The 24,822-nt window shown below is 64.6% G+C and carries 23 protein-coding genes and 2 tRNA genes; 1 reads left to right on the plus strand and 24 read right to left on the minus strand.

Annotated elements, in window-relative coordinates; genetic code table 11:
• Positions 1-411 precede the first annotated feature (411 nt).
• The 5 genes from B5F74_RS08510 to B5F74_RS08530 all read right to left on the minus strand — a co-directional run bounded on the left by B5F74_RS08510 (position 412) and on the right by B5F74_RS08530 (position 6,011).
• On the minus strand, positions 412-648 hold the full coding sequence (locus tag B5F74_RS08510) for an HAD hydrolase family protein (protein WP_087201643.1): 237 nt from the start codon (positions 646-648) through the stop codon (positions 412-414).
• A 6-nt stretch (positions 649-654) separates the two neighbouring features.
• Positions 655-1,830 carry an MFS transporter gene (locus tag B5F74_RS08515; protein ID WP_087201644.1) on the minus strand — a complete coding sequence of 392 codons (1,176 nt, stop codon included), beginning with the start codon at positions 1,828-1,830 and terminating at the stop codon, positions 655-657.
• Between the two features lie 248 nt (positions 1,831-2,078).
• Positions 2,079-2,672, minus strand: coding sequence for a hypothetical protein (locus B5F74_RS08520; protein ID WP_087201646.1), 594 nt, complete (start codon positions 2,670-2,672; stop codon positions 2,079-2,081).
• Positions 2,673-2,895: 223 nt separating this feature from the next.
• Positions 2,896-4,239, minus strand: a complete 1,344-nt coding sequence (locus B5F74_RS08525; protein ID WP_087201648.1) for a 6-phospho-alpha-glucosidase — start codon at positions 4,237-4,239, stop codon at positions 2,896-2,898.
• A gap of 182 nt (positions 4,240-4,421) precedes the next feature.
• On the minus strand, positions 4,422-6,011 hold the full coding sequence (locus tag B5F74_RS08530; protein ID WP_087201650.1) for an alpha-glucoside-specific PTS transporter subunit IIBC: 1,590 nt from the start codon (positions 6,009-6,011) through the stop codon (positions 4,422-4,424).
• A 344-nt stretch (positions 6,012-6,355) separates the two neighbouring features.
• Here B5F74_RS08530 and B5F74_RS08535 point away from each other — a divergent pair, with 344 nt between their 5' ends.
• Positions 6,356-7,081: a UTRA domain-containing protein gene (locus tag B5F74_RS08535; RefSeq protein ID WP_087201652.1), complete on the plus strand. Its 726-nt coding sequence runs from the start codon at positions 6,356-6,358 to the stop codon at positions 7,079-7,081.
• Positions 7,082-7,316: 235 nt separating this feature from the next.
• On the opposite strand, the gene nth is transcribed toward B5F74_RS08535, so the two are convergent.
• From nth to B5F74_RS08630, 19 genes are all read right to left on the minus strand, one after another.
• Positions 7,317-7,985, minus strand: coding sequence for an endonuclease III (gene nth, locus B5F74_RS08540; RefSeq protein WP_087201654.1), 669 nt, complete (start codon positions 7,983-7,985; stop codon positions 7,317-7,319).
• Complete coding sequence (gene rmuC, locus B5F74_RS08545) at positions 7,985-9,424, minus strand: DNA recombination protein RmuC (RefSeq protein ID WP_087201656.1); 1,440 nt, start codon at positions 9,422-9,424, stop codon at positions 7,985-7,987. The genes nth and rmuC overlap by 1 nt, the downstream gene beginning before the upstream one ends.
• 81 nt (positions 9,425-9,505) lie before the next feature.
• The gene (locus tag B5F74_RS08550) at positions 9,506-9,889 is read right to left on the minus strand and encodes a hypothetical protein (RefSeq protein ID WP_143753833.1); all 384 of its coding nucleotides are present in this window, start codon (positions 9,887-9,889) and stop codon (positions 9,506-9,508) included.
• Positions 9,890-10,648: 759 nt separating this feature from the next.
• Positions 10,649-11,488, minus strand: coding sequence for a PHP domain-containing protein (locus B5F74_RS08555; protein ID WP_087201660.1), 840 nt, complete (start codon positions 11,486-11,488; stop codon positions 10,649-10,651).
• 361 nt (positions 11,489-11,849) lie between these two features.
• Positions 11,850-12,833 (minus strand): histidinol-phosphatase, encoded by a 984-nt coding sequence (locus B5F74_RS08560; protein ID WP_066831694.1) that lies wholly within the window; start codon positions 12,831-12,833, stop codon positions 11,850-11,852.
• Between the two features lie 208 nt (positions 12,834-13,041).
• Complete coding sequence (locus tag B5F74_RS08565; protein ID WP_087201662.1) at positions 13,042-14,064, minus strand: ABC transporter ATP-binding protein; 1,023 nt, start codon at positions 14,062-14,064, stop codon at positions 13,042-13,044.
• 15 nt (positions 14,065-14,079) lie between these two features.
• Positions 14,080-14,898 (minus strand): ABC transporter permease subunit, encoded by an 819-nt coding sequence (locus B5F74_RS08570; RefSeq protein WP_087201664.1) that lies wholly within the window; start codon positions 14,896-14,898, stop codon positions 14,080-14,082.
• Positions 14,895-15,809, minus strand: coding sequence for an ABC transporter permease subunit (locus B5F74_RS08575; protein WP_087201666.1), 915 nt, complete (start codon positions 15,807-15,809; stop codon positions 14,895-14,897). Before B5F74_RS08575 ends, B5F74_RS08570 begins: the two co-directional genes overlap by 4 nt.
• Before the next feature lie 72 nt (positions 15,810-15,881).
• Positions 15,882-17,039: an ABC transporter substrate-binding protein gene (locus tag B5F74_RS08580; protein ID WP_239283430.1), complete on the minus strand. Its 1,158-nt coding sequence runs from the start codon at positions 17,037-17,039 to the stop codon at positions 15,882-15,884.
• Between the two features lie 262 nt (positions 17,040-17,301).
• Complete coding sequence (locus tag B5F74_RS08585; protein ID WP_143753834.1) at positions 17,302-17,871, minus strand: ethanolamine ammonia-lyase reactivating factor EutA; 570 nt, start codon at positions 17,869-17,871, stop codon at positions 17,302-17,304.
• A gap of 89 nt (positions 17,872-17,960) precedes the next feature.
• Entirely contained in the window at positions 17,961-18,500 is a 540-nt protein-coding gene (rbr, locus tag B5F74_RS08590; RefSeq protein ID WP_087201670.1) for a rubrerythrin, read from the minus strand.
• A gap of 265 nt (positions 18,501-18,765) precedes the next feature.
• Positions 18,766-19,668 carry an adenine glycosylase gene (locus tag B5F74_RS08595; protein WP_087201672.1) on the minus strand — a complete coding sequence of 301 codons (903 nt, stop codon included), beginning with the start codon at positions 19,666-19,668 and terminating at the stop codon, positions 18,766-18,768.
• A gap of 36 nt (positions 19,669-19,704) precedes the next feature.
• Complete coding sequence (locus B5F74_RS08600; RefSeq protein ID WP_066831680.1) at positions 19,705-20,199, minus strand: Rrf2 family transcriptional regulator; 495 nt, start codon at positions 20,197-20,199, stop codon at positions 19,705-19,707.
• Between the two features lie 263 nt (positions 20,200-20,462).
• Positions 20,463-20,540: transfer RNA gene (locus B5F74_RS08605), tRNA-Asp, on the minus strand.
• Between the two features lie 159 nt (positions 20,541-20,699).
• Positions 20,700-20,777: transfer RNA gene (locus B5F74_RS08610), tRNA-Asp, on the minus strand.
• A 151-nt stretch (positions 20,778-20,928) separates the two neighbouring features.
• A complete protein-coding gene (locus B5F74_RS08615) occupies positions 20,929-21,387 on the minus strand; it encodes a metallophosphoesterase family protein (protein WP_087201807.1) in 459 nt (152 codons plus the stop codon).
• 42 nt (positions 21,388-21,429) lie between these two features.
• The gene (locus B5F74_RS08620; RefSeq protein ID WP_087201674.1) at positions 21,430-22,146 is read right to left on the minus strand and encodes a LytTR family DNA-binding domain-containing protein; all 717 of its coding nucleotides are present in this window, start codon (positions 22,144-22,146) and stop codon (positions 21,430-21,432) included.
• Positions 22,147-22,216: 70 nt separating this feature from the next.
• Positions 22,217-23,587 (minus strand): histidine kinase, encoded by a 1,371-nt coding sequence (locus tag B5F74_RS08625; RefSeq protein WP_239283431.1) that lies wholly within the window; start codon positions 23,585-23,587, stop codon positions 22,217-22,219.
• Positions 23,563-24,771, minus strand: a complete 1,209-nt coding sequence (locus B5F74_RS08630; RefSeq protein WP_066831670.1) for a glycosyltransferase — start codon at positions 24,769-24,771, stop codon at positions 23,563-23,565. Before B5F74_RS08630 ends, B5F74_RS08625 begins: the two co-directional genes overlap by 25 nt.
• Positions 24,772-24,822: the final 51 nt, after the last annotated feature.

A 24,822-nucleotide genomic window follows, 5' to 3' on the forward strand; every position in this document is an offset into this window, starting at 1 on the left:
GCGCGCGGGCGGTCGGTCGGGTCGCCCCTCGGGGCCCCGCAAGCATACCCCAGGAGCTGGGATATGAATAAAAGCGGAGCTCCTTTGGAACGACTTAACTGTATTGGGTCAATGACACAGAATGGGCAATTTGGCACGCTAGAGGCCTCTATTAGCCCTCTTTAGCGTGCCAAATTGCCCATTCTGTGTCATTGACCCCCTGCCCCCTCTTCTCGAAAGGCGACATGTTCACCCAACGGCATCACCCGAGGGAGCGCCGACCAATCTCCATCGGTCGTTACCCGGTCCGGAAAGAAAACGGTATCACCCGGCCGGAATGCACGGGATAAGGCCTTATCCCGTGCATTCCGGCCGGGTGATACCGTTGTGGTTACAGGTTGCGGCGAGCAAAAGGAGCCTCTCGACGCCCTCCTATATCAGCCCGAGGTCCCTGCAGGCCCGCGCGATGCCGTCCTCGTCGACGTGCGGTGTAACGTGGCTCGCCGCCGCCTTCACCTCGTCCGACGCGTTACCCATGGCCACGCTCGTGCCCACGCATCGAAACATCGAGATATCGTTGCCGCCGTCGCCAAACGCGACGCACTCCTCGGGCTCGATGCCGAAATGCGATTCGTCGTATGCACCCGCCCCCGACAGCGCGGTGGCCAGGCGCCTTTAGGCGCGACCGGTCGCCTTGAGGTGGTACTGGCGCTCGTAGCGACGGGCAAAGGCCAGCAGCAACAGCACCGCCACGATGGAGAACGGCACGCCCGCCAGGCCGATCCAGTTGTAGGTCGCGCCCGTGTTCAACACCATCTGGCCCACCTGGGCGCCGATGGCATTGCCGCCGTTAAAGGCGATCTGCACGCAGGCACCTCCCAGCAGCTCGCCGCCGCCCTGACCGACCTCGACCATCAGGATCTGCTGCGGGCTGGAAACGAAGAACAGCCCGATGGAGACCACGAACATCAGCAGCGCGCACAGCGCCGAACCGCGGCCGAACAGGAAGATGAGCAGCAGGGCCACGCCGGCAAGCGACTGGCCGGCGGCCGCGGCGATGCCCGGGCTCCGACGATCGGCGGCGCGCCCGCCCAGCGTCGAGCCGACCACCATGCCGGCACCAGCCAGCACCAGCAGCATCGGCACCATGCTCTCCGCGAATCCGCCCATATGCTGCAACCAGGGAGAAACGTAGCTCCACCAGCAGAAGATGCCCGTGTTGCCCAGCAGGACCGCGGCGAGGATGAACCACGGGCCGGGGGCCTTCAGAAACGCGAACTGCCCGGCCAGGCCCGCATCGGGGATGGCGTCGAGCACCGGCACGAACCGGTGGATGAGCACCGCCGCCAGCACGGCCCACGCCGCCGCGAACACAAAGGGCGCGTGCCAGGAAAACATACCCGCCATCAGCGTGCCGGCGGGCACGCCGATCATGTTGGCGACCGTCTGGCCAAGGACCATGGTCGCCACCGCCTGGCCCTCACGGCCGGGATCGGCGAGCATCTTGGACGCGAGCGTCGCGGTGCCGAAGAACGCGCCGTGCGGCAGGCCTGCGATGAAACGGCCTGCGAGCAGCATCATCGGATCCCCCGAGATCGCGGAGAGGGCGTTGCCCGCAGCGCAGATCGCCATGAACAGGATGATGAGCCGACGGGGCGGCACACGGCGCCCGATCACGAGCATCGTCGCGCCGACGCAGACGCCCACCGCGTACGCCGTGATGAAGTTGCCCGCCCAGGCGACGGTCACGTCCACGCCCTCCGCCACGACCGGCAGGATGCCCATCATGACAAACTCGGCGAATCCGAGCACGAACGCGCCCATGGCGAGGGCGATGAGGCTCTTTTTCATAGTCGATCCGACCCTTTCTCACAGCAAGAGCCGGACTGCACAAGAGCGGTCCGGCTCGTCATGGCATGTTTGCACCAGCGGATAGTAGCACCCACGCGGGCGCACGGAAAGCGGCAACCCCGATCCCCTTCTATCTCCTTACAAACCATGTGCGAACATCATGCGGCCGTATGGAGACGAAAACCGGCGCGCTTCCGCGCATCTCAGCACCGGCGCCCGCTGCAACCCGACGCGGCGCCCGCAGCGGTCTACGCCAGGCCGACCCTCCAGCTGGCGAACGCGCACAGCGCGCCGAACACGCAGATGACCAGCGCACCGGACAGGTCGGCAAGCATGCCGCCCAATCGACGCTCCCGCTTCCACGCCGTCAGCTCGCCGTCGATGCACTTCCAGATGCGCCACAGCAGCAGCGCGCACCCGATCACACCCACGGCATTCTGGAGCATGAGCTCGCCGCAGATGAGGCCGATGAGGTTCGCTGCGGCATACCCGCCGTCTCCCGCCTGGTAGTGCTGCTTCACGAACTTGAGCAGCCACGCGACGAGCGGCTGGCACATGGCCGAGATGAACGACACCGTCAGCGTCGGGTTCTGCTCCATGGCGTCCTGCAGCGCCGAGATGGACCCGCCTCCGACCATCCACACGTATCCTATCATCGCGAGCGGGACCACGACCATGATGACCTGCACCGTCGTGAAGATCTTGGCGGTGCGCGCCTCGTACTTGGACTGGGGACGGGCCGCCTGCCTGGGCTTTTCGACGGCATCGGTGGGCCTGATCGAGCGCTCGTCGTCGAGCTTCGTTCCGCGCGCCGCCGCCTGAGCACGAGTCGTCTTTGCCATGGTGTCCCCTTTCGCGGGCGATCCTTCGTCGTCTTGGGAAGATTCCCGTTCATTCTGCCAGATGCGCACCGAACATAACGCCCATCTGGCAGGGTGAGCAGGACTCGCCCCTCGTTCAGCACGCGCCCGCAGCAGGCAAGCGCCGCGGGCGCGTAAAGAGGGTCGGAAAGGCGCCGGGGAATGCCGGTCAGGCCGCCCCTCACACGCCTTTCCGCAGATGCACCTAGTGCAGCTCGGGCCAGTAACCCTTGTTGGCCTCGATCAGGTCATCGAGGATGAGCTTGGCGACCTTGGCGGACGGCACGGTCGCAGACAGCGACAGCGCCTGCCACAGCTTCTGGTAGCTGTGCTCGACCCAGGCCTGGACGACGAGCTTCTCAACGGAGACCTGCTGCTCGAGCATGCCCTTCTGCCACTGGGGCACCTGGCCCTGGCAGATCTTCTCGTAGCCGTTCCTGCCCACGATGCAGGGGACCTCGACCATGGCGGTCGGGTCGAAATTGGACACCGCGCCGTCGTTGGGAACGATCAGCAGGAAGCGCTCCATGGTGTTCTCGGCCAGTGCGCAGGCAAGGTCCACGATGTAGGTGGCGTGCGCGTCGGCCTCGAAGCCGCAGCCCTCGGCGGTGCCCTTCTCAATCACCTCGCGGCAGGCGCCGAACACGCGCTTCTCGCGGCCGTCCATGACCTCGTTGGCGCGCGTGTAGTTGGGATCGGAGGTCTCCACCACGTAGTCCGGGAAGATGTAGTACTTGAGGTACGTGTTCGGGATGGTCTCGGGATCGAGCGCGTACACGTCCTTGGCCTTGCCGAAGGTGTGGACCCAGGACTCGTCGATGTGCTGCTCCTGGCCCGGCTCATGGCTGATGCCGTCGAGGTAGCCGTTCTTGGCCATGTGCTTCTTGATCTCCGGCATGAGGTCGTTGCCGTCCTTGTCGTAGATCCTGGTGAACCAACCGTAGTGGTTCAGGCCGTAGTAGCTGTACTGCAGCTCGCGACGGTCCTTGATGCCGCACATGACGGCCATCTTGTCCATCAGGTCGATCGGCATGTCGCAGATGTTGATGATCTTGCTGTTGGGACGAAGCACACGGCAGGCCTCGGCGACGATGGCCGCCGGGTTGGAGTAGTTGAGCATCCACGCGTCGGGGCTCCACTTCTCCATGTAGTCGAGGATCTCGATGACGCCGCCGATGGAGCGCATGCCGTAGGCGATGCCGCCAGGTCCGCAGGTCTCCTGGCCGAGGACGCCGTACTTCAGCGGGATCTTCTCGTCCTTCTCGCGCATCGCGTACTTGCCGACGCGGATGTGGGCGAGCACGAAGTCGATGCCGGTGAAGGCGGTCTCGGGATCGGTCGTGTAGTTGAACTCGATCTCGGGGGCGTTCTCGCGGAAGTAGATCTCGCAGGCCTTGGCCACGATCTCCTGGCGCTCGGCGTCGTTGTCGTAGAAGGTGATCTTGTTCACCGGGAAGCGGTCGTGCTCCTCGAGAAGCATGAGGGCGATGCCCGGCGTGAAGGTGGAGCCGCCGCCGGCGATAGTCACCGCATAGGACTTCTTGGACATGGCTGATCGTTCCTTTCCCGGTCGCAATGGGTTTGGTGAGCCTCGCGTTGCGACCACGACGCGGGGCCTTTGTTCACCTCGGGACCTCCTGGGGTGCGGGGCGACTAGCGGCGCAGTAAGTCAAGCCGCCCCGCTCGAAGGGGTTTCGCGCATCGATGCGCGGGGTAGGCGGGCTCGATCCGCTACATCAGCTTCTCGAACTCATCGCGGACCTTGGCGACCTTGAGTCCGATGATGATCTGGACCGACTTGCCCTTCTTCATGCATCCGCTCGTGCCGATGGCCTTGAAGTCCTTGTCGTCGGCGACGAGGGTCTCGTCCTTGACGTTCAGGCGCAGGCGGGTGACGCAGTTGGTCACGTCGACGATGTTGTCGGGACCACCCACGAGCTCCATGCACGCCGCGGCGGTGACAGCGTAGGGGTTCTCCTCGGCGCCGGCCTCGATGGCCGCAGCACCGCCGCCCTGCTTGGCCGCACGGTACTCGGCCTTGCTGCGGAACTTGATCTCCTCCTCGTCGTCCTCGCGACCGGGGGTCTTGAAGTCGAACTTGAGAATGAGGAAGCGGAAGACGACGAACCAGATGCCGGTGAAGACAAGGCCCACGACCAGACCGGTGAGGTAGGTCATCCAGTGGTTGGCCCACAGCGGGATGAGGTTCAGCGAGCTGATCTCGATGAGGCCGCCGGCGAAGACGCCCACGACACCCACTGCATTCATGGCCGTGGCGAGGCACGCAGCAAGCGCGCAGTGGACGATGAACAGCGCGGGAGCGATGAACAGGAACGTGAACTCGATGGGCTCCGTCACGCCGCAGAAGATGGCGGTGAGGGTGATGGGGATCAAAAGACCCAACAGCTCCTGGCGCTTCTCGGGCTTGGCGGTGGCGTAGAAGGCCAGCGCGATGCCGGGGCAGCCGAACATCTTGGACCAGGTGGAGCAGGTGAAGGCCGCGTAGGGCGCAAGCTCGGTAAGCGGGGCGGAAGAGGCCGCGATCTCGGGGAGCTGCTTGGCGAAGGCAGCGTAGATGCCGCCGTTCACCACGGCGTTGTCATAGTAGAACGGGCTGTACAGCAGGTGATGCAGGCCGAAGGGGATGAGCGCGCGCTCCAGGAAGGCGAAGATCCACACACCGGGCAGGCCGACCGTTGCCACGAAGCCCTGGAAGGCGCGGATGCCGTCCTGCACGTGCGGCCACACCAGGCAGGCGACGAGCGCGGTGGGCAGCATCACGAAGAACGCGATCATGTAGACGAACGTGGAGCCGGAGAACACGCCGAGCCACTCGGGAAGCTCGGTCTCGAAGAACTTGTTGTGCAGCGCGATGACGATGCCGGAGATGGCGAGGGCGCCGATCATGCCCATGTCGAGCGTCTTGATGCTCGCGACCATGGCGAGACCCGAGGAGCCGCCGACCTCAGCGGAGAAATCGACACCGAAGGTCGGGCCCCACTGGGACAGCATCGTGGACACGAAATAGTTGAAGGTGAGGTAGGCGACGAGCACTTCCATGCAGCAGCGCGCGTTCTGCTTGTTGGCCAGGCCGATGGGCAGCGAGACCGCGAACAGCAGCGGCAGCTGGTTGAAGACCGTCCAACCGCCCTGCAGGATCACGTTCCACACGCCGTACCACAACGTATCGGGAGCCGCCAGCGAACCGAAGATGACCTCGGTGGTGAACAGCGTGCCGAGGCCGATCACCACACCGGCGAACGCAAAGAGAAGCACCGGGGTGAACATGGCACCGCCGAACTTCTGGATCTTTTGCATCATGGGAGGCTTCCTCCTTTCTTGCTTACGTCGTCCGGACAGGCGATACCCGGACGCCAATTCTCTCGTATAACCTGCATTTCCCCTGCTCAGAAGCTTGCCGGCGTTTGCTACCCAACATGTTCGTACAAGTTATGGCTTAATTATGCGATTCTTGTTCGTACAAGTCTATCCATACCGCAGGCGGCGCGGCGAACGGTCGGAATTCACCGGTGAACGCTATTGTTGTTCGTACAAGTTAGCGAGAGCCGAGACGGGCGCGCCGACCTGGTCGTGCAAGATGCCGTGGTCATGCGCATTACATCGGTCTATACTCTGTATAGCAAGTTGTTCGAATAGGTGATGCAATGCCCAAAGCAGTGTTCCAGGATATCTATCGCGCCCTCAAGCAGAACATCGAGGACGGGATCTTCTCATACCAGTCGTTTCTCCCCTCCGAGGCGGAACTCACCGCGCGATTCGACTGCTCGCGCAGCTCCGTCCGCCGTGCGCTGCGCATGCTCGCGGAAGACGGGTACGTCCAGTCGCAGCAGGGCAAGGGCGTGCGCGTCATACGCAACCCCGCGCTTCTTGACATCAGCGGCTATAACGGGCTGGAGACGTTCAACGAGCTCGCCACGCGGCTCGACTTCACGCCGCACACCGACGCCGTGCTGCTCGAGGAGATCGTTGCCGATGACGGGCTCGCAGAGACGACGGGGTTCGCCACGGGAAGCCGCCTCACCCACATCATGCGCGCGCGCCGCGCCGACGACATACGCATCTCGACCGACGAGAGCTTCTATCTTGCCGACGAGGTGCCCGGTTTGACGCTCGAGATCATCGCGAACTCGGTCTACGCCTACCTCGAGGGCGAGCTCGGCATGAAGATCGGCACGAGCAAGCGCACCATCACCGTGGAAGCGGCGACCGAGACCGACCGGCGCTACATCGACCTCGGCGAATTCAACGCGGTGGGCGTCATGCGCTCGCACACCTTCGACGCCGACGGCGTCATGATCGAGTACACCGAATCCCGCCAGCGCCCGGGATTCTTCGCCTACCACGAGACCGCTGTCCGCTCACAGCGCTAGCGTGCAAACTGGGGACGTACCTTCCGCATGCACATTTGCAAATCCGGGGACGTACCTTCGGCGTGCATTCTGGGGCTCACATGCAAATCGGGAACGTACCTGTTGCGTAATTTTTTATGCATATCGCATATCGGGAGCGCACCCGCTGCGCCAGAATGATGCACGCAGCAGGTACGTCCCCGATTTGCAATAGTGCATGCGGAAGGTACGTCCCCGGATTTGCATTCCGGCGCGGCTACTCCGCGGTCACGCACACGCTGGGGCAGATGTCGGCGAGCGGGCACTCGCCACATAGCGGCTTGCGCGCATCGCAGATCTCGCGGCCGAGCATGATCCACTGGTGGTTGACGTCGTTCCAGTACTCGCGCGGCAAGATCTTGAGCAGGTCCTGCTCCGTTTTAAGCGGCTCTTTCTCATGGGTCTTCGGAGACAGCTTGAGCCGATGCGCGATGCGGTTCACATGCGTGTCGACCGCGATGCCCTCGACGATGCCGTACCCGACGTTCAGCACGATGTTCGCCGTCTTGCGCCCCACGCCTGGAAGCTTGACCAGCTCCTTCATATCGGCCGGAACCTGACCGCCGTAGTCGGCCACGATCATCTGCGCGCATTCGACGCAGTGCTTCGCCTTGGTCTTGTAGAAGCCGAGCGACTTGATCACCTCGGAGATCTCGGCAGGCGTCGCCCCCGCCATGGCCTCCGGCGTCGGCCAGCGGCGAAAGAGCTCCGGCGTCACCTTGTTCACCTGGGCGTCCGTGGTCTGCGCGGACAGCAGGACCGAGATGACCAGCCTGAATGGGTTCTCATGGTCCAAAAAGCACTCGACCGGACCGTAGCGCTCGTTCAGGCGCCGGCACACCTCGATGGCGCGCTCGCGCTTCGCCGCATTCGTCTCGCGTGGCATCAGGCATCGTCCCTTTCCGTCGTATCGGTTTCCCGCTCTCCGTGCGCGGCCGAGGCGGACCCCTCGTCTTCCGGCGTCTCGAAGATGACCTCGTCCGCTTCCTGCGAGCGGTCGCCTTCGTCAAACCCCAGCACGCGCAGCGCCTCCGTCTCGCTCTCGAGCGCGGTAACGCCCCTGAGTTTGCGCTCTATGGCGCGCGTGCGCGTGGTCATGAGGGTCTCGACGGTCGAGCCGGCGCGGTTGATCTGCTCGTAGGCCTTCTGCAGGGCGGCCTGGTATCGCGGAAGCTCCGCCTTGACCGCGGAGAGCACGCGCTGGATCTCGTCCGCCTGCCGCTGAAACGCAAAGCTCTGATAGCTCATCTGCAGGCTGTTGAGGATGGCCGCCATGGTCGAGGGGCCCGCGACGCTCACCTGGTAATCGCGCTGGATCGTCTCGACCAGCCCGGGCATGTCGACCACCTCGGCGTACAGGCCCTCGAACGGCAGGAACATGATGGCGAAATTCGTGGTCTCCGGCACAGACAGGTACTTGGTCGAGATGTCGCGCGCCTCGGTGCGGATGCGCAGCTCCAGCTGCTTGCGCGCCGACGCGATGCCCTCGGTATCGCCTGCATCGATCGCATCGCGCAGGTGCTCGTACGCATCGCCGGGGAATTTCGCATCGATGGGCAGCAGCACCGGCTCGGACCCCTCGACCGGGATGCGCACGGCGAACTCCACGCGCTCGACGCTGCCGGGCTTGGTCGCGACGTTTTGCACATACTGATCGGGCGCCAGGATATCGGCTAGTATCGCCCCCAGCTGCACCTCGCCCAAGATACCGCGCGTCTTCACGTTGCCGAGCACGCGCTTGAGGTCGCCCACGCCCTGCGCGATGCCCTGCATGTCGCCCAGGCCCTTGTAGACCGCCTCGAGCTGGTCGCTCACCTGCTTGAAGGACCGCGTCAGACGGTTTTCGAGCGTAGCCTGCAGCTTTTCATCCACCGTCTCGCGCATGCGCTCGAGCTGGCGCTCGTTGTCGACGCGGATGGCGCGCAGCTGGCGATCGACCGATACGCGCATCTCGCCCAAGCGGGTGTCGACGGTCTCGCGGCTCTGGCCCAGCTGCGCCTGGACCTCGCGACGCAGGTCATCGACCTTGGCGTCCATGCGGCTGAACTCGCGCGCCGTGGTGTCGAAGCGCTGCTGGTCGACCGCCGCAACCGACGCGGCATGCTGGCTCAGCCCCGAGGCCACGGCGTGCGTCTGCGCCACCACGGGACCCATCGACTCGACCGCCATCGCGCAGCGCTCCGCCGACTCTGCCGCCTGCCGCGCGACGTCGAGGGCTTGCGCCCGGGTTCGTCTCATCTGCATGACGCCGACCGCCGCCACGGCAGACAGCACGACAGCCGCGGCGGCGGCAAGCACTGCAATCATCAAGAGCTCAGTTTCCATGAACCGCCCGTCTCGTATCCGTTCATCTATCTGCCGTCATTATATCGAGGTGCGCGAGGCGGCACATGCATCGGCGCCCCGCTACCCGAATACCGTGATCCCGAGGGACCATCCTCGGACGCGCTCCCACAGATTCGCAAGGAGGCCGGCCACATCGTCAGGCGAGGCGCCGTTGATGATGCAGGTCAGAATGTATGAAACCAGAAATGCCGCCACGAGCATCAGCGGAACCAGGATGAACATCCCCACAATCCGAAGCGCGCCGTGCCGCTTGCGCCGTCGGGCGCGCTGGCGATCATATGCGCGCTCTTCGCGATACGTCTCCTGCGCGAGCGAGTACTGGTTCCACGGCTGCTGAGACGGTCCCCGCTCGGGATAGCCGGAGGCAGGCTGGGTCGAGGCCCCGTACGCAGCGGAAGCCTCCTGCGGACCCGGACCCGCAGGGCCCGCTGCCGGATATGCCACCTGGGGTGCGCCGGAAGCAACGGGTGCGCCGCCTTGCGGCATCGCCGCCTGAGGAGCGGGCGGCGGCGCATATGCCGAGGCTGTTGCAGCAGGAACCTGTCCCCCACCGAACGCGATGGGCGACCGGTCGTGAACCGGGACGTCTGCCTGGGGCGACATCGGGGCCGCAGAGGATGGCGGCGGAGGCGCTGCGCCCCCGCTCCAGCCCGAAGCCGCCGGTGGCGCACCGTATTGCCGGCGCTGCTCTCTCAGCAGCCGCTCCGCAGCCCGCTGGGGTGTTTCGAGAAATAGGTTCATGTGCAGGCCTCCAAATCGAGGCGTGCACGGGAGAGGGTCTCTCCATTGTGAGTGCCCGGGACCGCATCGTCAAGATGAAAGAGCGCCCCCGCGCATCCTCGACGGCCGCACCGGAAGCGCAGGGCGGCGCCATCTGGCTTCGGGGCGCGGGTCAAGCCGGGATGCCCCTTCGCGGGAAAGCCGGGCCATGCCCTGAAGGGGAACACCCGCCCGTCTCTTGGCCGGCCGCGCCCTCGGCTACGGGCCTTACGCCCATCCCCCGATAGTCCCCCCACCACGACCCTCCAGCACATGCACCGAGGGGCGCTTGAGAACCTGCGGACGCGCGTGCTGGAGGTCGGCACCGGAGGGGTCAGCGGAAAACTAGGTAGAGGACCTGGCAACCATCCGGCAGCGGCCAGCGTACCGGTCGGGATCGGCGGACTTGCCAGCCAGCCGCGGCGGGCAGCCTGCTATCGCGCGCTACGCGATGGGCATCTGCTCCCATGAGCCGTCGGCGCGCGGCACCTCGACCGTTCGGTAGCCCACGGCCGCCGCGTGGTCGTACGCCCTCGCGATGCCGTCGCAGATATCTTTCGGATAGTGCCCGTCAGAACCCACCGTGATGGGCACGCCGGCGCGGAAGAAGCGCTCGAGCAGGCCGCGGGCGGGATAGTAGTCGCCCACGCCCTTGCGCCAACCCGCTGTGGACAGCTCCACGCGCTTGCCCGTGTCGCGCGCGCACGCGGCCATCTCATCCCACAGCGGGGCCAGGTCGATCGTGGGCGCGAACCCCTCGTTTACGAAACGCATCGCGAGATCGGGGTGCGCCATGGTGTCGAACAGGTCGCATGCGCAGGCGCGGCACCAAGTCTCCTCGTAGCGCCGCCACACCTCGTCGGGACCGAGCTCGGTCCAGATATGCTGGTCGGTCGCGTCGTCGATCCAGGCGCCGTCCTCTTGGCTGCCCAGCCAGTGCACCGAGCCCAGGCGCACGACCGCATCCGCCGACCAGCGGCGGATGTTCTCCTCGCAGCCCTCGTACCAGTCGCACTCGAACCCATAGATATACTCGATCTCGGGGTGCGCGTCGCGCGCGGCCTCGAAGGCCGCCCGGTGCGCTGCCAGCTCATGCTCCACGACCTGGACGGCCCCCGCCGGATCCATGATGCGCGGCAGCGTGAGGTGGTCGGTCGACACGATCACGCGGCAGCCGGCCGCCGCCGCAGCGCAGGCGTTCTCCTCGAACGTGCCCACGCCGTCGGAGAAATGCGTATGGGTATGGGTGTCCACGATGGAGCGGGCGGGCAACGGGGTAGCCATGGGAACTCCCTTTCTTTCTTGAACAGCCGACGATGCGGCCCCTCGATAGCGGTATTTTCGCACGAAACGGAACGCCGTCTCCGATCGATCCCGAAACCCGTTCGAGCTTCGAGGCCTCCGCATCGCCCGGTCTCCGGGACCTTACAAAGACCCCGACGCCTCCCAAGGAATCTCATCGTCCTTCCGAAAACGCCGAGCCCTCCGCACGGTCCCTGTCGCGCAACCATGCGGAAGGCTCGGCGTCCGGTGCGGCCGCGCACGATGGGGCAGAGCGGATACCGCGCCACCCCGGACCCCGCCGCGCACCGGTCGTCAAGCGCCCCCGGCCGACAGCGAAAACCGCGCCCGCATAGGTCCCGCGCTAGCGCAGGGCGTTGGTCCAGGCGGTGCGGCCGTTCGCGCCGACGCACTCGAAGCGCAGGTAGGTCTCGGTGCCGCGCAGCGTGAACTCGGCGCGCTCCAGCAGCTCGCCCTCAGGGGCGATACGGGTCTCGCCCACGCCGATCGGGCCGCCGCAGATCAGGTTCACGCGCTCGCAGGGGCTGCACTCGATCCAGGCGCGCCCGTCGTTCACGCCGAACCCGTGCACTTCGGGACCGGAGCTCGAATAGTAGCGCCCGTCGAGCAGCGCCCGCACCACGGCGTCGCGCGTCAGCTCGGGCGCGCACACGACGACCCAGCCGCCGAACGCATCGTCGAACGTCCCGGGGTTGTGGTTGTCGTCGGCGGCGATCGCGCCCACGTGAATCCCGCGACGCAGCAGCATGTCCCAATAGACCGTATCGGCACCCAGCGCGCACTCGTTCACCGTGTCGTAGTTCCACACCTCGATGCCGAAGGCGCAGTCGAGACCCATCAGGTCCTCCGGCTCGATGCGGCTCCAGATGGGATGGTTGTACGTCACGGCGCACCCGTGCGCAGCGAGCTCGGCACCGAGCTCGCGCGCCACCGCCAGGCCGTCCCACGTGCCCACATACGCCGGCGGCTCCAACCGCTCCATGTGCGCGAAGCGCTCGGGCGCCGCCGCGACCATCTCGTCGGTGCCCAGGATGCCGTGCATGTGGTGGCAGCGCAGGCGCGCGGTATGCGACTCGTCGGCATACAGGTAGGCCGACGCCTCGATACCGGGCAGGATGATGAAATCCTCGCGGTCGAACTCCCCCGAGTAGTCCGTGAACAGGTCGTGCTCGGACAGGCAGAGGAACTGGTACCCGCGCTCACGGAACGCGGTCACCGCCTCCGCGGGCGTCAGGCACCCGTCGGAGTTGGTGGTATGGCTGTGCAGGTTGCCCTTGTAGCGAGGCATGTCCTGCAGCGACGGAAGACCCTGCTGGTCGGCAATCATGGCGGCTCCTTACATCCCCTTGTGCTCTCACCTTCGTATCCGGCGAACCGGCGGCGCGGCGCAGCCGGCCCGATTCTCCCCTCGCGCGCAAGCTCCACCCGCTGCATCGCCAAAACACCCGGCCCCGCGAGAGCGAAGCGAGGCCGGGTGCACAGGAAGGGGTGCTGGACGGCGGGCGAAAAGACACGCGCGTCCTCGCCCGACAGCGCTACGCGGCCGCCGGGATGATCAGGCAGTCGTGCTTGGGAAGGGACAGATAGACCGTCTCGCCCGTGCCGAACATGTGGAAGCTGCGGAACAGCACGTCCACGCGCAGGGTCGAGGCGCCCACGCGCACGGTGTAGCGCAGGACGTTGCCGCGCGGCATGCTGCCGGCGACCATGCCCTTGAGCACATAGACGTCATCGGCCTCGGGCTCCTCGACGGAGATGCCGATGGTCTCGGGGCGCACGGCGACCACCTGGTCGGCAGCGACGCGCTCACCGGTCAGATCGGCGAACTCGGCGGCCGTGAGCTGGTTGTAGCTGCCGATGAAGCTCGCGGCGAACTCGGAGACCGGCTTGGTGTAGACGTCGACCGGGCTGCCCGCCTGCTCGATGCGGCCGGCATGGAACAGCTGGATCACGTCGGACATGACCATGGCCTCGTCCTGGTCGTGCGTCACGAAGATCGAGGTCAGGCCCAGCTCCTGCTGGATCTCGCGGATGCGGGACTGCAGGGCGCGGCGCAGCTTGGCGTCGATGGCCGACAGCGGCTCGTCGAGCAGCAGGACCTTGGGCTCGGTCACGATGGAGCGGGCGAGCGCCACACGCTGCTGCTGACCGCCGGACAGGTTCGCGGGGTAAGTCTTCTCCTTGCCCTTGAGCTCGACCATCCCCACGGCGCGGGCAACCTTCTCGTCGATCTGGTCGGCCGGGACCTTCTGCATCTTGAGGCCGAAGGCGATGTTCTGCGCCACGTTCATGTTGGGGAACAGACTGTACTGCTGGAACACCATGCCGATGTTGCGCTTGGAGGCGGGCACGTTGGTCACGTCGACGCCGTCGAGGATGATCTTGCCCTCGGAGACCTGCTCCAGACCGGACAGGCAGCGCAGCAGGGTGGACTTGCCGCAGCCCGACGGGCCGAGCAGCGTCACGAGGTCGCCCTTCTCGATCCCGAAGTTGATGTGGTCGAGCACGGTATTGTCGCCGAAACGCTTGACGACATCGTGGAACTCAATATAAGCCATGGGTTAACTACTCCTTTACGCTCGCTTCCGGGACGCACCCTGGAGCTTAAGCACGATACCGGTGACCAGGGCCACCACCACGAAGATAACGACGACGATGGCACTCGAAAGGCCGCTGGAGACGTCCATGTTGGCCTGCAGGAACACCTGGATGTTCTGGTAGTTGGTGCCGGCAATGTTGTTGGCAAGCACGAAGTCGCCGAAGATGATGCTCTCGGCGAGCAGACTCGACACGAGGATGCCCGAGAAGATGTTGGGCAGCACGACCTGGACGTAGGCGCGGAAGCGACCGCAACCCAGCATCTCGGCGGCCTGGATGAGCATCTCGGCGTCGATGGAGTTCAGCGCGTTGCGGATGCCCTGGTAGATGTAGGGCAGCACCAAGATGGTATAGGCGCCGAACAGCATGAACATGCGGTTGGACAGGATGGTGCCCGTGCCGGTGTACAGCGAGATGATGCCGATGGACAGGATGACGCCCTGCAGCGCGTAGGGGATCATGCAGAGGAACTGCATGGCGCCCGCGAACTTGCGGTTCACGGCAACCACCACGTACATCGCCATGAGGATCAAAACGATGGTGATCAAGACGCTCACGATGCACAGGACGAGCGTGCGGCCGATAGAGCTCCAGAACGTCATGTTGCTGAACAGCTCGATGTAGTTGCGCAGCGTGAAGCCGGAGGGAAGGATGTCGGTCCACTCGACGAACAGCGAGTAGATGAAGGTGGTCACGAACGGGACCAGCAGGTAGATGGCGACGACGGCCAAAAAGATCTTGCCCGCAAGCGAGGTCTTCTTGCCGCCCGCCTGGACAGCTACGACCTTACTCATACGAGCTCCCTCCCCTTAGCGGCACGGCGCGTGAAGTAGTTGTTGACGAGGGTGCAGATGACCATCAGCGCGATGAGGACCATGGCGAGGGCACCACCGGTGGCGGCGTCGGTCTGCACGTCGCCCTTGAAGCGCGAAGTGATCTGCAGGGCGAGCAGCGCGTAGTTGTTCATCACGAGCGCGTAAGCGGTCGCATAGGCGGCAAGCGCGTTGGAGAACAGCACCGACAAGGTGCCCAGGATCGACGGCATGAGGTTGGGGATGACGATGCGGAACCAGTAGTCGAAGGTCGTGGCCTTGAGGATGGTCGCGGCCTCACGCCACTCCTTGCGGATGCCGGCGAACGCCGGGATCATCAACAGGGTCGCCAGCGGGATCTGGAAGTAGATGTACATCAGCACCAGGCCCTCGGAACCGTACAGGTTGAAGTCAGCGAGGAACGGGATGCCGAAGTTCTGGCCGATGAGCGTCAGCACGCCGGAGTTGCCCATGAGAATCATGAAGGCGAAGGCCAGCGGCACGCCGGAGAAGTTCGACATCATGTTGAGGACCATCGTGAACGCGTTCTGCACGCGCGGGCTCGCCTCGGAGCAGAAGCGCGCGGCCAAAAACGCCACGATGATGCCCACCACGGCCGAAAGGAGACTGATCCACACGCTGTTCCAGATGGACTGCTGGTAGAGCGGGGTGGTGAAGACGCGGATGAAGTTCTCGAGACCGAGCGAGCCGGACTCGCGGCCGATCACGCTGTTCAATGCCAGCTGCAGAAGCGGCATGATCTCGAACAGCGCCACGACCACAAAGAACGGAACGACCGCGAGATATCCGAGCCACGGGCGACGCTTGGCGACCTTGGTGGTCGCCTCGGCCCTGCTCACCTCCTGCCGTCCCGCCACTGCGGTTTGCTGCATTGCGCACTCCTTACCTTAATGCGGGGGCGGGCCGCATACGGCCCGCCCCCAATCGATTTCGCATCACTCGAATTAGCCGAGAATCGGGATGATGTTCTCCTGATACCAGGTGATCATGTTCTGGCTGACCTCGCTCCAGACAGTCTCGTCGACACTCTGGACCTGGTCGCCGTACTGGGAATCGTCAAGGCGCATGGCCTGGACATCCTCGGGCAGCTCGACGTCGCGGATGGGAGTCGCATAGCCGCGGGCAAGGTTGATCTGGCCCTCATCGGACAGGATGAACTCGCGAGCGAGGCAGGCCGCCGCCGGATGCGGGGCATTCTTGTTGATGATGGTGCAGTAACCCGAGCGGATGGAAGCATCGGTCGGGATGTTCACCGAGAAGGACGCGTTGGGGTTGTTCTCGAGAATCTGGGCGCGGTAGTTCAGCGCGTTGTAGTCCCAGTTGACGCAGACGTCGATCTCGCCGGACTCGATACGGGCGAGCGAGGCGTCGGAGACGTCCAGACGGCCCGCCTCGGCGAGCTGCTGCAGGAAGTCATAGCCGGGCTGCATGTCGTCGATGCTGCCGCCAAGCGCATTGGCAGCGGCGAGCACGGCGTACTGGGCCACGGCGGCAGCGGTCACGTCGCCGATGCAGACGTTGTAGTCACCATCGAGCAGATCCTGGAAGCTCGTGGGGGCCTCGGGCACGTTGGCGTCGTTGGACATGATGGAAATGGTTCCGTAGTAGCCGACGATCCAGTCGCCATCGTCGTCCTTGGCCCAGTCGGGGATCTCATCCCAGTAGCTGGTCTTGTACTTGAGGGTCAACTCCTGCTCCTCGGCCACCGGGCCCCAGGACTGGCCCACATCGCCGATGTCCTTGGTGCCGTCGGCGCCCTCCTCGCGGAACATGGAGAGCTCCTCGGCGCTGGACATATCCTGGTCGGCATGGGTGATGCCGTACTCAGACTCGATGTCCTCCCAGGTCTCAACCCAGTTGGCCCACGTATCGGGCATGCCTACGGACTGGATCTCGCCCTCCTCCTGAGCCTGGGAGATGAGATCCTCGAGCGACATCGAGTTGTAATCGACATCGGAAGCGGCAGAACCGCCATCATCGCAACCCGTCAGACCCATGCTGGCAACCGTGGCCATACCCGCCATGCCGGCGAGAATCCCAAAGAACTGCCTGCGCGACACGCCGCGCTCGATGGCGGCGCGAACGACCGTTTCCCTGTTCATCAATGCCTCCCTCATTCATTGCATTCGATTCACGGTGGAGGCTCCGGGCCGCGGATACGCACCGCGTCGGCCTGAACGTGACGCCTCGCACACAACACGTTGCACTATAGGTGCATAAAACCTTGGAACGTGGTGGCAACGGCCCTTCTTTACAGGCCCCTAACTGCCCTGTAGTCCCCGTTTTCAAACGTGAAACACGCTCTTTACAGTTTCAAGACAAACGGTGCGGGCACGCCGCCGAGACGACGGGCCGTGTCGGCCCTCAGCGAAAGGCGATGGTCTTCACCACCACGGGCACGGCGTCTCCCACCGGCCGACCGATGTCGATGTAATCCCCGCACCCGACCGAGACGCCGTCAAGCACCACCACCTGGCGCAGCCCCAGCACGGCGAGCTGCTGCCCCAGTGCCTTCGCGAAATCGCCCTCCACGAGCACGACCGCGCCGGGCGCGAGCGCCTGCCGGAGCTCCCGGGCGATCTGCACCACCTGCTGCCTGCTCGCATGCTCCGGACCGCGGAAGGACACCGCGGCGCGCCCGCCATCGTGCAGCCGGCGCCCGCGAGCGATGCAGTTGGCGAGGGTCCCGTGGTCTTCCGTCCCGCCGGAAAACACGTCGACGATCGGCAGGTTGCGCTGCGGCAGCATCCCGTCCGCCGCGAATACCGTGCTGCCCGACAGCGTCATGCTTATCGGAAGCGGCTGTTCCGGCACGGTAACCGGAGCCGTCTTGTAGCAGAACGGCACCATTGCCCGCGCGCAGAACGTCCAATCCGCGGCGGGCAGTGCGGCCGATCCGCGCCGATCCCCGATCGGCCATCTCTCCACATACATGAAAAGCCCCGGCGGGCGGTGAAACCCGTCGGGGCGAACGCGACGCGACAGCTTGCGTTTTGCGCTGGGCGGCAAGTGGGCCGGACAGCTTAGTAGTTGACCACGTGCTCCTCGAAGTAGCTCTGCGGATGGTTGCAGACCGGGCAAATCTGCGGAGCGGTGGGGCCGACATGCAGGTGGCCGCAGTTGCCGCACTTCCACACCTTGACGCCCTCGCGGGTAAAGACCTCGCCCTTCTCCACGCGCTCGGCGAGCTTGAGATAGCGCTCCTCGTGAGCCTTCTCGACGGCGCCGACGCCGCGGAACTTGGCGGCGATCTCCTTGAAGCCCTCCTCGTCAGCGGTCTTGGCGAACTCGTCGTACATGGTGGTCCACTCGTAGTTCTCGCCGGCGGCCGCATCCTTGAGGTTGGTCAGGGTGTCGGGCACAGCGCCGTCGTGCAGGTACTTGAACCACAGCTTGGCGTGCTCGGACTCGTTGAGGGCGGTCTCCATGAAGATGTTGGAGATCTGGACGTAACCGTCCTTCTTGGCCTTGGAGGCGTAGTAGCGATACTTGGTATGGGCCTGAGACTCACCTGCAAACGCGGTCTCAAGGTTCTTCTTGGTCTGGGAGTTCTCGAAGTCCATTGGTGTTCCTCCTTTGTGTAGCAAGATGTCCGATACAGGCTTTCGGACATCCTTATTGTAAATGATTCCTAATAAGGAACCACTTACCTTATTGTCCCTATACCCAACTTCACGACGGCTACACATGACGTGCAAATCGGGGGCAACCGCGGCGCAACTCTGGGGACAGTCCCTCAAATTTCACGGAGGAGGCATGTGCCTCCTCCGTGAAATTTGAGGGACTGTCCCCAGAGTTGCGCCGCGGTTGCCCCCGATTTGCACAGGACTACGCGATGCTCCAGACGTCCCCTTCTGCCCTCGCAAAGCCCTCGCGCACCAGATCGGCGAGGATGGAGGCGACTTCATCGCTGGAAACGGTATCGCGGCCGGCACCGATCTCCATGTCGTTCAAGCCCGCGCGAACCTCTTCGAGGACGAGCCCGGGGCGTCCGGACGCCTGCGCGTCGAGCAGCATGCGCACGATGTGGGCTCGCTTCTGACGGCGCGACCCCTCGAATCGCGACTGCCGCGTATAGGAGCTTGAGCGCCGCGACGGATTGGGGATCGTCTTTTTGAGATATGCGCCGTAGTCGAGCATGGCGTAATACCAGGAGCGCGGGGTGTCATCGGCGTCCTGCGGCATAGCGTACGGGCCTTCGCCCGTCTCCCCCGCACGCGCAGGGCAGGACGCCTCGGCAAGCGGCGTAAGCTCCCGGTCGGGCACGCCGGGCACATCGGGAAAGAAGTGGTGCAGCAGCACGGTGCGCACATTCGTCTCGAGGTAGACGCCCGGCAGGTCGAACGCGAACGCGCGGATTCCCTGTGCGGTTGCCGGACCGATACCCGGCAACGCCTTGAGCTGCGCGGTCTCGCGGGGAAACGCGCCGTCGTAATCGGAAACCACGGCCTCCGCTGCCGACTTGAGGGCCAGGGCGCGACGGTTGTACCCCATCCCCTGCCATGCGGCCAGCACGTCGCTCACGCTCGCCCGCGCCAGCGCCTCGACGGTCGGGAAGCACTCCAGCCACTCGCCCCACCGCGTCATGACGCGCACCACCTGCGTCTGCTGGAGCATGACCTCCGAAAGCCAGATCTCGTAGGGGTCGCGCGTGCGGCGCCAGGGAAGATCGCGATACAGGCGCGTCCCTTCGGCTCGTACAAGCGTGCGAAACGTTTCGATATCAGGCACAGGCGCTCCTTGGGACGTGAGGACGGAGCGCCCGGGCTACTGCTGGTTGAACCGCGGACAGCTCTCGCCGCACGATACGTACGTGTAAAACGCGTTGCGATCGGCAAACTTGGGATCGACCGCCGGCGTATTCTTGCCGTTGACCACGTCGTCGAGCGTGACGGAATCAAGATAGCTGAAGACCAGCGCCTGCGTACCGACCCAGATGGGATGATAGCAGCATGTGGCCTGGCGGGAGCATATCCCCTCCTCGCCCGTGCAGTCGTTCATGATGAGCGGGCCCTGAACGGCCTCGACGACCTGGCGAATCGTTATGTCAGCCGGGTCGATTTTAAGACGCATGCCGCCGTGCACGCCGCGCAGACTCTCCACGATGCCCGCCTGCACCAAGCCGTGCTGAATGGAGCGGGCGAACGAATACGGAACACCGACCTGCTCGGCGGCGGTCCTCACCGACAAGAGATTTTCCTCGTCCTTCACCAACATGGACAACATGCGGAGGGCGTAGTCGGTCTTCCTGGAGATGTCCATTTCTCCTCCTTGGACGTTTACGCGCGGTCGCCTCGTGCGCGGCGATCGCGTTCAAGAAGAATGTACAACGCGGCATCCGTCCAGACGGCCAGAGCGCCAAAACGGTGTTCACTACTATACACCCACTCTTCAGGCGGTATGTCAGTCATTTCGGAAGACGCGCTGGCTGCGGGCCGACAACAGGACGAAGAGGGCGCGGAGAAATCAGGGGCCTCAACGCAAACAGCCCACCCGGATTACCCGGATGGGCTGCATCTTTGCGATGGCGGGAAGTACGGGGCTCGAACCCGCGACCTCCGACGTGACAGGCCGGCGCTCTAACCAAACTGAGCTAACTCCCCATCACAGCTCGTCGCTGCGAGTGATAAGTATATCGGGTTCGCACGATATGACCAGAGTGCAGATGCGCTTCACAAGCAAACCACAACGTCTGCGTGCCGCAGCAGCTATGCCCTATCGATAGCAAAAAGCCCTGCGCGAAGGCAGGGCTTTGATTGCAATGGCGGGAGGTACGGGGCTCGAACCCGCGACCTCCGACGTGACAGGCCGGCGCTCTAACCAAACTGAGCTAACCCCCCATACAGTTCGCGGTACCCCGCGTGCTGCGAGAGCTAGTATACACAGAACCCAATCGGTTGCGCAAGGGCTTTTTTCAAAAACTTTTGCGCACCCAACCGGCGCGGCCGGCGCTCGGCCGACCGGGTGCGGCGCGAATCGCCCGACGCTCCCCTACAGGCTGATGATCTTCGTCGAGACGATCGTCCCGTCCATGACGAACATGCGCGCCATCGTGGGGCCCCGGTCGTCGCGAGGATAGGTGGGCGACCCGGGGTTGACGAGCGTGCATGCGCCCAGGCGCATGATCTTCGAGCGGTGCGTGTGCCCGCACACAGCCACGTCGACTCCCATGAGCTGCAGGCGCTCCTGGTAGTGGTTGACCGTAAACCTCAGCCCCTCGTACTCAAAGCGGATCGTGCGCTCGACGCCGGGACCGTAATCGTAAAAATAATCGTTGTTGCCGAGCACCGCCTTGATCGGCGCGATGGTCGCGAGCTCGAAGTAATCCGACTCCGACGTCATGTCTCCGGCATGGACGATAAGGTCGGCGCCCGCAAGCTCCTGGAGCAACCGCGAGGACAGATGCCCATGGGTATCAGAGATGATGTCGATTCGCTTGGCGTCCCGCATGTTCACGCAGATGCCCCCATGTCTTGCCGTCTGCCGTCGTTCCTACAGGTTGAGCGCCTTCTTGAGCGGCACCACGCGGCGGCGCGACACCGGGATGCGATCGTCCACACCGGTCACGCCGAGCTGGATGGCTCCCGAGGCCGCCGTCTCGACGTCCTCCACGCAGGCGAGGTTCACGATGTAGCGGCGGTGCACCCTAAAGAAGCCGAAATCGCCGAGCTTGGACTCGAACTGCGCGAGCGAGGTCGTCGACAGGTAGCGGTCGTCGTCGGTGAAGATGCATGAGTAATCGTCTTTGGCCATGATGTAGCGGATCTGATCGACCGGGATCAGGACCTTGCGCCCACCCTTCTCGACGGGGATGCGCTCGATCGGGGCCTTGCTTTCCGCCACCGGCTTGACGCGGGCCAGCACCTTGTTGATGGCCTGGTCGAGCCTCGCCTCCTCCACCGGCTTCAGCAGATAGTCGACCGCATCGACGTCAAAGGCCTCGACCGCGTGGTCGCTGTAGGCCGTCACGAACACGATCGCGGGCGGATTCTTCAGCTTATGGAGCGCCTCAGCCAGCTGGATTCCCGATGCACCCGGCATGGAGATATCCAAGAACACCACGTCGACCCGATTCTCCATGAGCATCTCGATGGCCGTGCGAACGCTCGCGGCCTCGGTGATAGCCCCCATCTTGCCGGTCTGCTCCAGCAAAAAGCGCAGCTCAGATCGTGCAGGCGCCTCATCATCGACGATCATCGCACGTAGCATAGGCGTGTAAATCCTTCCCGGTTGCTCTCCATGTGGCATCGCGGCGGCCAAAACATCCACGATGCGTGGTTTATTTTACATCTCTCTCAAACAGAATGCTGTTCTGCAAGTCGAGCCTGAACGAAACCGTTGTACCGCGACCCTGCACAGAATCGACCTTAGCACTCGAACGCGGTCCGTAAAAGTGCTCAATACGCTCAAAGATGTTGCGCATGGCCACCCCGGCGCCGCCGCCCTGCGGCGCGTCGCGCATATCGGGGCGTTCATCGCCCCCGAACAGGCGCGACGCGGTCTGCTCGTCCATGCCCACGCCGTCGTCGGACACCTCGATGCACACGATGTCCTCCTCGGGAATCGAGGCGCGCACCGAGATGTGCAGCGTCCCCTCGTCGCGCATGCCGTGGCGGACGGCGTTTTCCACCAGCGGTTGGATGATGAACGCCGGCACCGGCGTGCTGCCCGCCTCGCCGGAGATGTCGACCGTCTCCTGGATGCGGTCCTCGCCGAACCGCGCCTTCTCGAACAGCAGGTAGCGGCTCGTCTGCTCGACCTCGCGCGCAAGGGGGATGACCGATCCGGAGTTCTCGAGCGTCGCGCGGTAGAACGACGAGAACTCGCGCAGCAGCCCGCGTGCGCGCAGCGGCTCCGTGCGCGTGAGCGCGGCGATGGTGTTCAGCGTGTTGAACAGGAAGTGCGGATTGATCTGCGCCTGCAGGGCCCGCAGCTCCGCGCGCGCCGTGAGCTCGTCTTGCAGCTCGAGCTCGTGGATGGCCAGCTGCGTGGACAGAAGCTCGGCAAAGCCCGAGGCCAACGCATACTGGGTGCGGTTCACATCATGGCTGCGGCGGAAATAGAACTTGAGCGTGCCGACGGCCTTGCCGCGCACCTTGAGCGGCACGATGATGCCCGCGGGGATGGCGCGGTGCTCGGAGCGTTCGCTTTTCACGTCGACCATATGGGTGAACGACTGGGCCACGCCGTGCTCGAGCACGTAGCGCGTGGCAGGCGTGTGGATGGGCGATCCCGGCGGAAAGTCGGTCGCGAGGTCGCCGACGCAGGCCAGCACGCACTCGTCGTCGGTCACGGCGATGGCCATGGCGCGCGTCTCGGGCAGCAGGCGCCGGCAGATCTCCTCTGCGCTCTGCGCGTTCAGGCCCGACTTGGTGATCTCGAGCATCTCGGAGGCGGTGGACAGCGCCTGCTCGGTGTACTGCGAACGCAGCGAATCGGGATTCAGACACAGGTAGATGAAGGCGATCAGCGTCAGGCACAAGATGACGCTCGCCACGACCGCCGAGGCGGGATCGAGCCCCTCCACGAGCGTGTAGACGCACAGCGCCGCGAGTCCCAGGATGCATATGGTCGAGAAGACGCGAAACCCGGGCAGCACGCCCGGGCGCGATATCATCCGCTCGTTCAGGCGTTTGATGGTATTCGGCATGTGCAATCCTCCAACATCTTGGACAGTCCCTCGTCATTCCACAGGCCATCCATGATGCTGGGCCAGAAGCTTTGGAACCGGATATATTTCGATTTGTTCTCGTTGGCGTAGCGCTCCGCCTGCCCTCGACCATAGCGCCAGATATGCAGATAGCCCTCGCGCTCGCGTGTGAGCAGCGCGCGGGCGAACGCGGTCTTGCGAACACGCTCGTCCAGCTCGCTGGAGAACCACGGACCGGGGTACGGCATGAGCGAGGCGGGGGTCACGGGCACCAGGTCGTGCTGGCGCGCGGCATACGAGAGCTTGGCGCGCTCGTAGTACCAACGGTAGACGTTCTGCATGAAGCGCGGGGCGCGGTGCTCGCTCGCCGGCGGCAGGTGCTTGACCGCCCATTGGTTGTCGAACCACACGTCGAGCCCCTGCATGCGCATGTTGAACAGGTAGTCGAGGTCCTCGCCGCGCGTGATCCACGGGTCGAACGCCACGCGCGTGTAGGCGCGCGCGTGCAGCGCGAAGCAGCCGCCGCACACGTAGTTGGAACGAGAGATGCGCGTGCCGGCCAGCGCCTTGCGCATCCAGCGGTTGAACTCGATTCGCTTGGTCCACCAGCGATGCGCGAGGTCGGCCTTCGAGGTGTCGGCAAGAGGAGACCCCTCGCGATTGAAGAAGTAGCCGCTCTTGGCAAGAATGGGCAGCCCCTGGCGCGTCTGCTGGCCCAGCCCGTACAGCGCCTTCTGCATGAAGTCGGGATCGAGAACGAGCTCGTCGTCGTCGAGAAAGATCACGCTGTCATGGCCGAGAATGCTCGCCGCGGCGAGGCCCATGTTGCGGATGGCGCCGTAACCGCGCAGCGACACCGGCTCGCCCGGCGCCTTGGGAGCGATCTGGTTGACGCGCTCCTGGATGCGCGAGGCCTCACGGTTGGTGAGGATCGTGCAGACGATCTTGGGGTGCGCGCGGGCGATCTGTTCCACACGCGTGCGCGCGGCGTCGGTGGTCGCCGGCGGGCACACCACCAAGATGATGACGCGGCACAGTCCACGCACCTGCTCGAGCGAGGCGAGACAGGTGTTGAGCTCGGGCGCGGCGCTCCTGAGATCCGTGCTGTGATCATAAGCTCCCGGAGCATGGACATCCGCTGAGCCCTCGGCCCAATAGGAGGGGATAACGATCGTAGGATTCATCTGCTCCCCTTTCCCCACGCCACGCGGTTTTGCCACGCAGAAAGAGGAGGC

This window comes from Collinsella sp. An271, assembly GCF_002159695.1.
Classification (GTDB): Bacteria; Actinomycetota; Coriobacteriia; order Coriobacteriales; family Coriobacteriaceae; genus Collinsella; species Collinsella ihumii.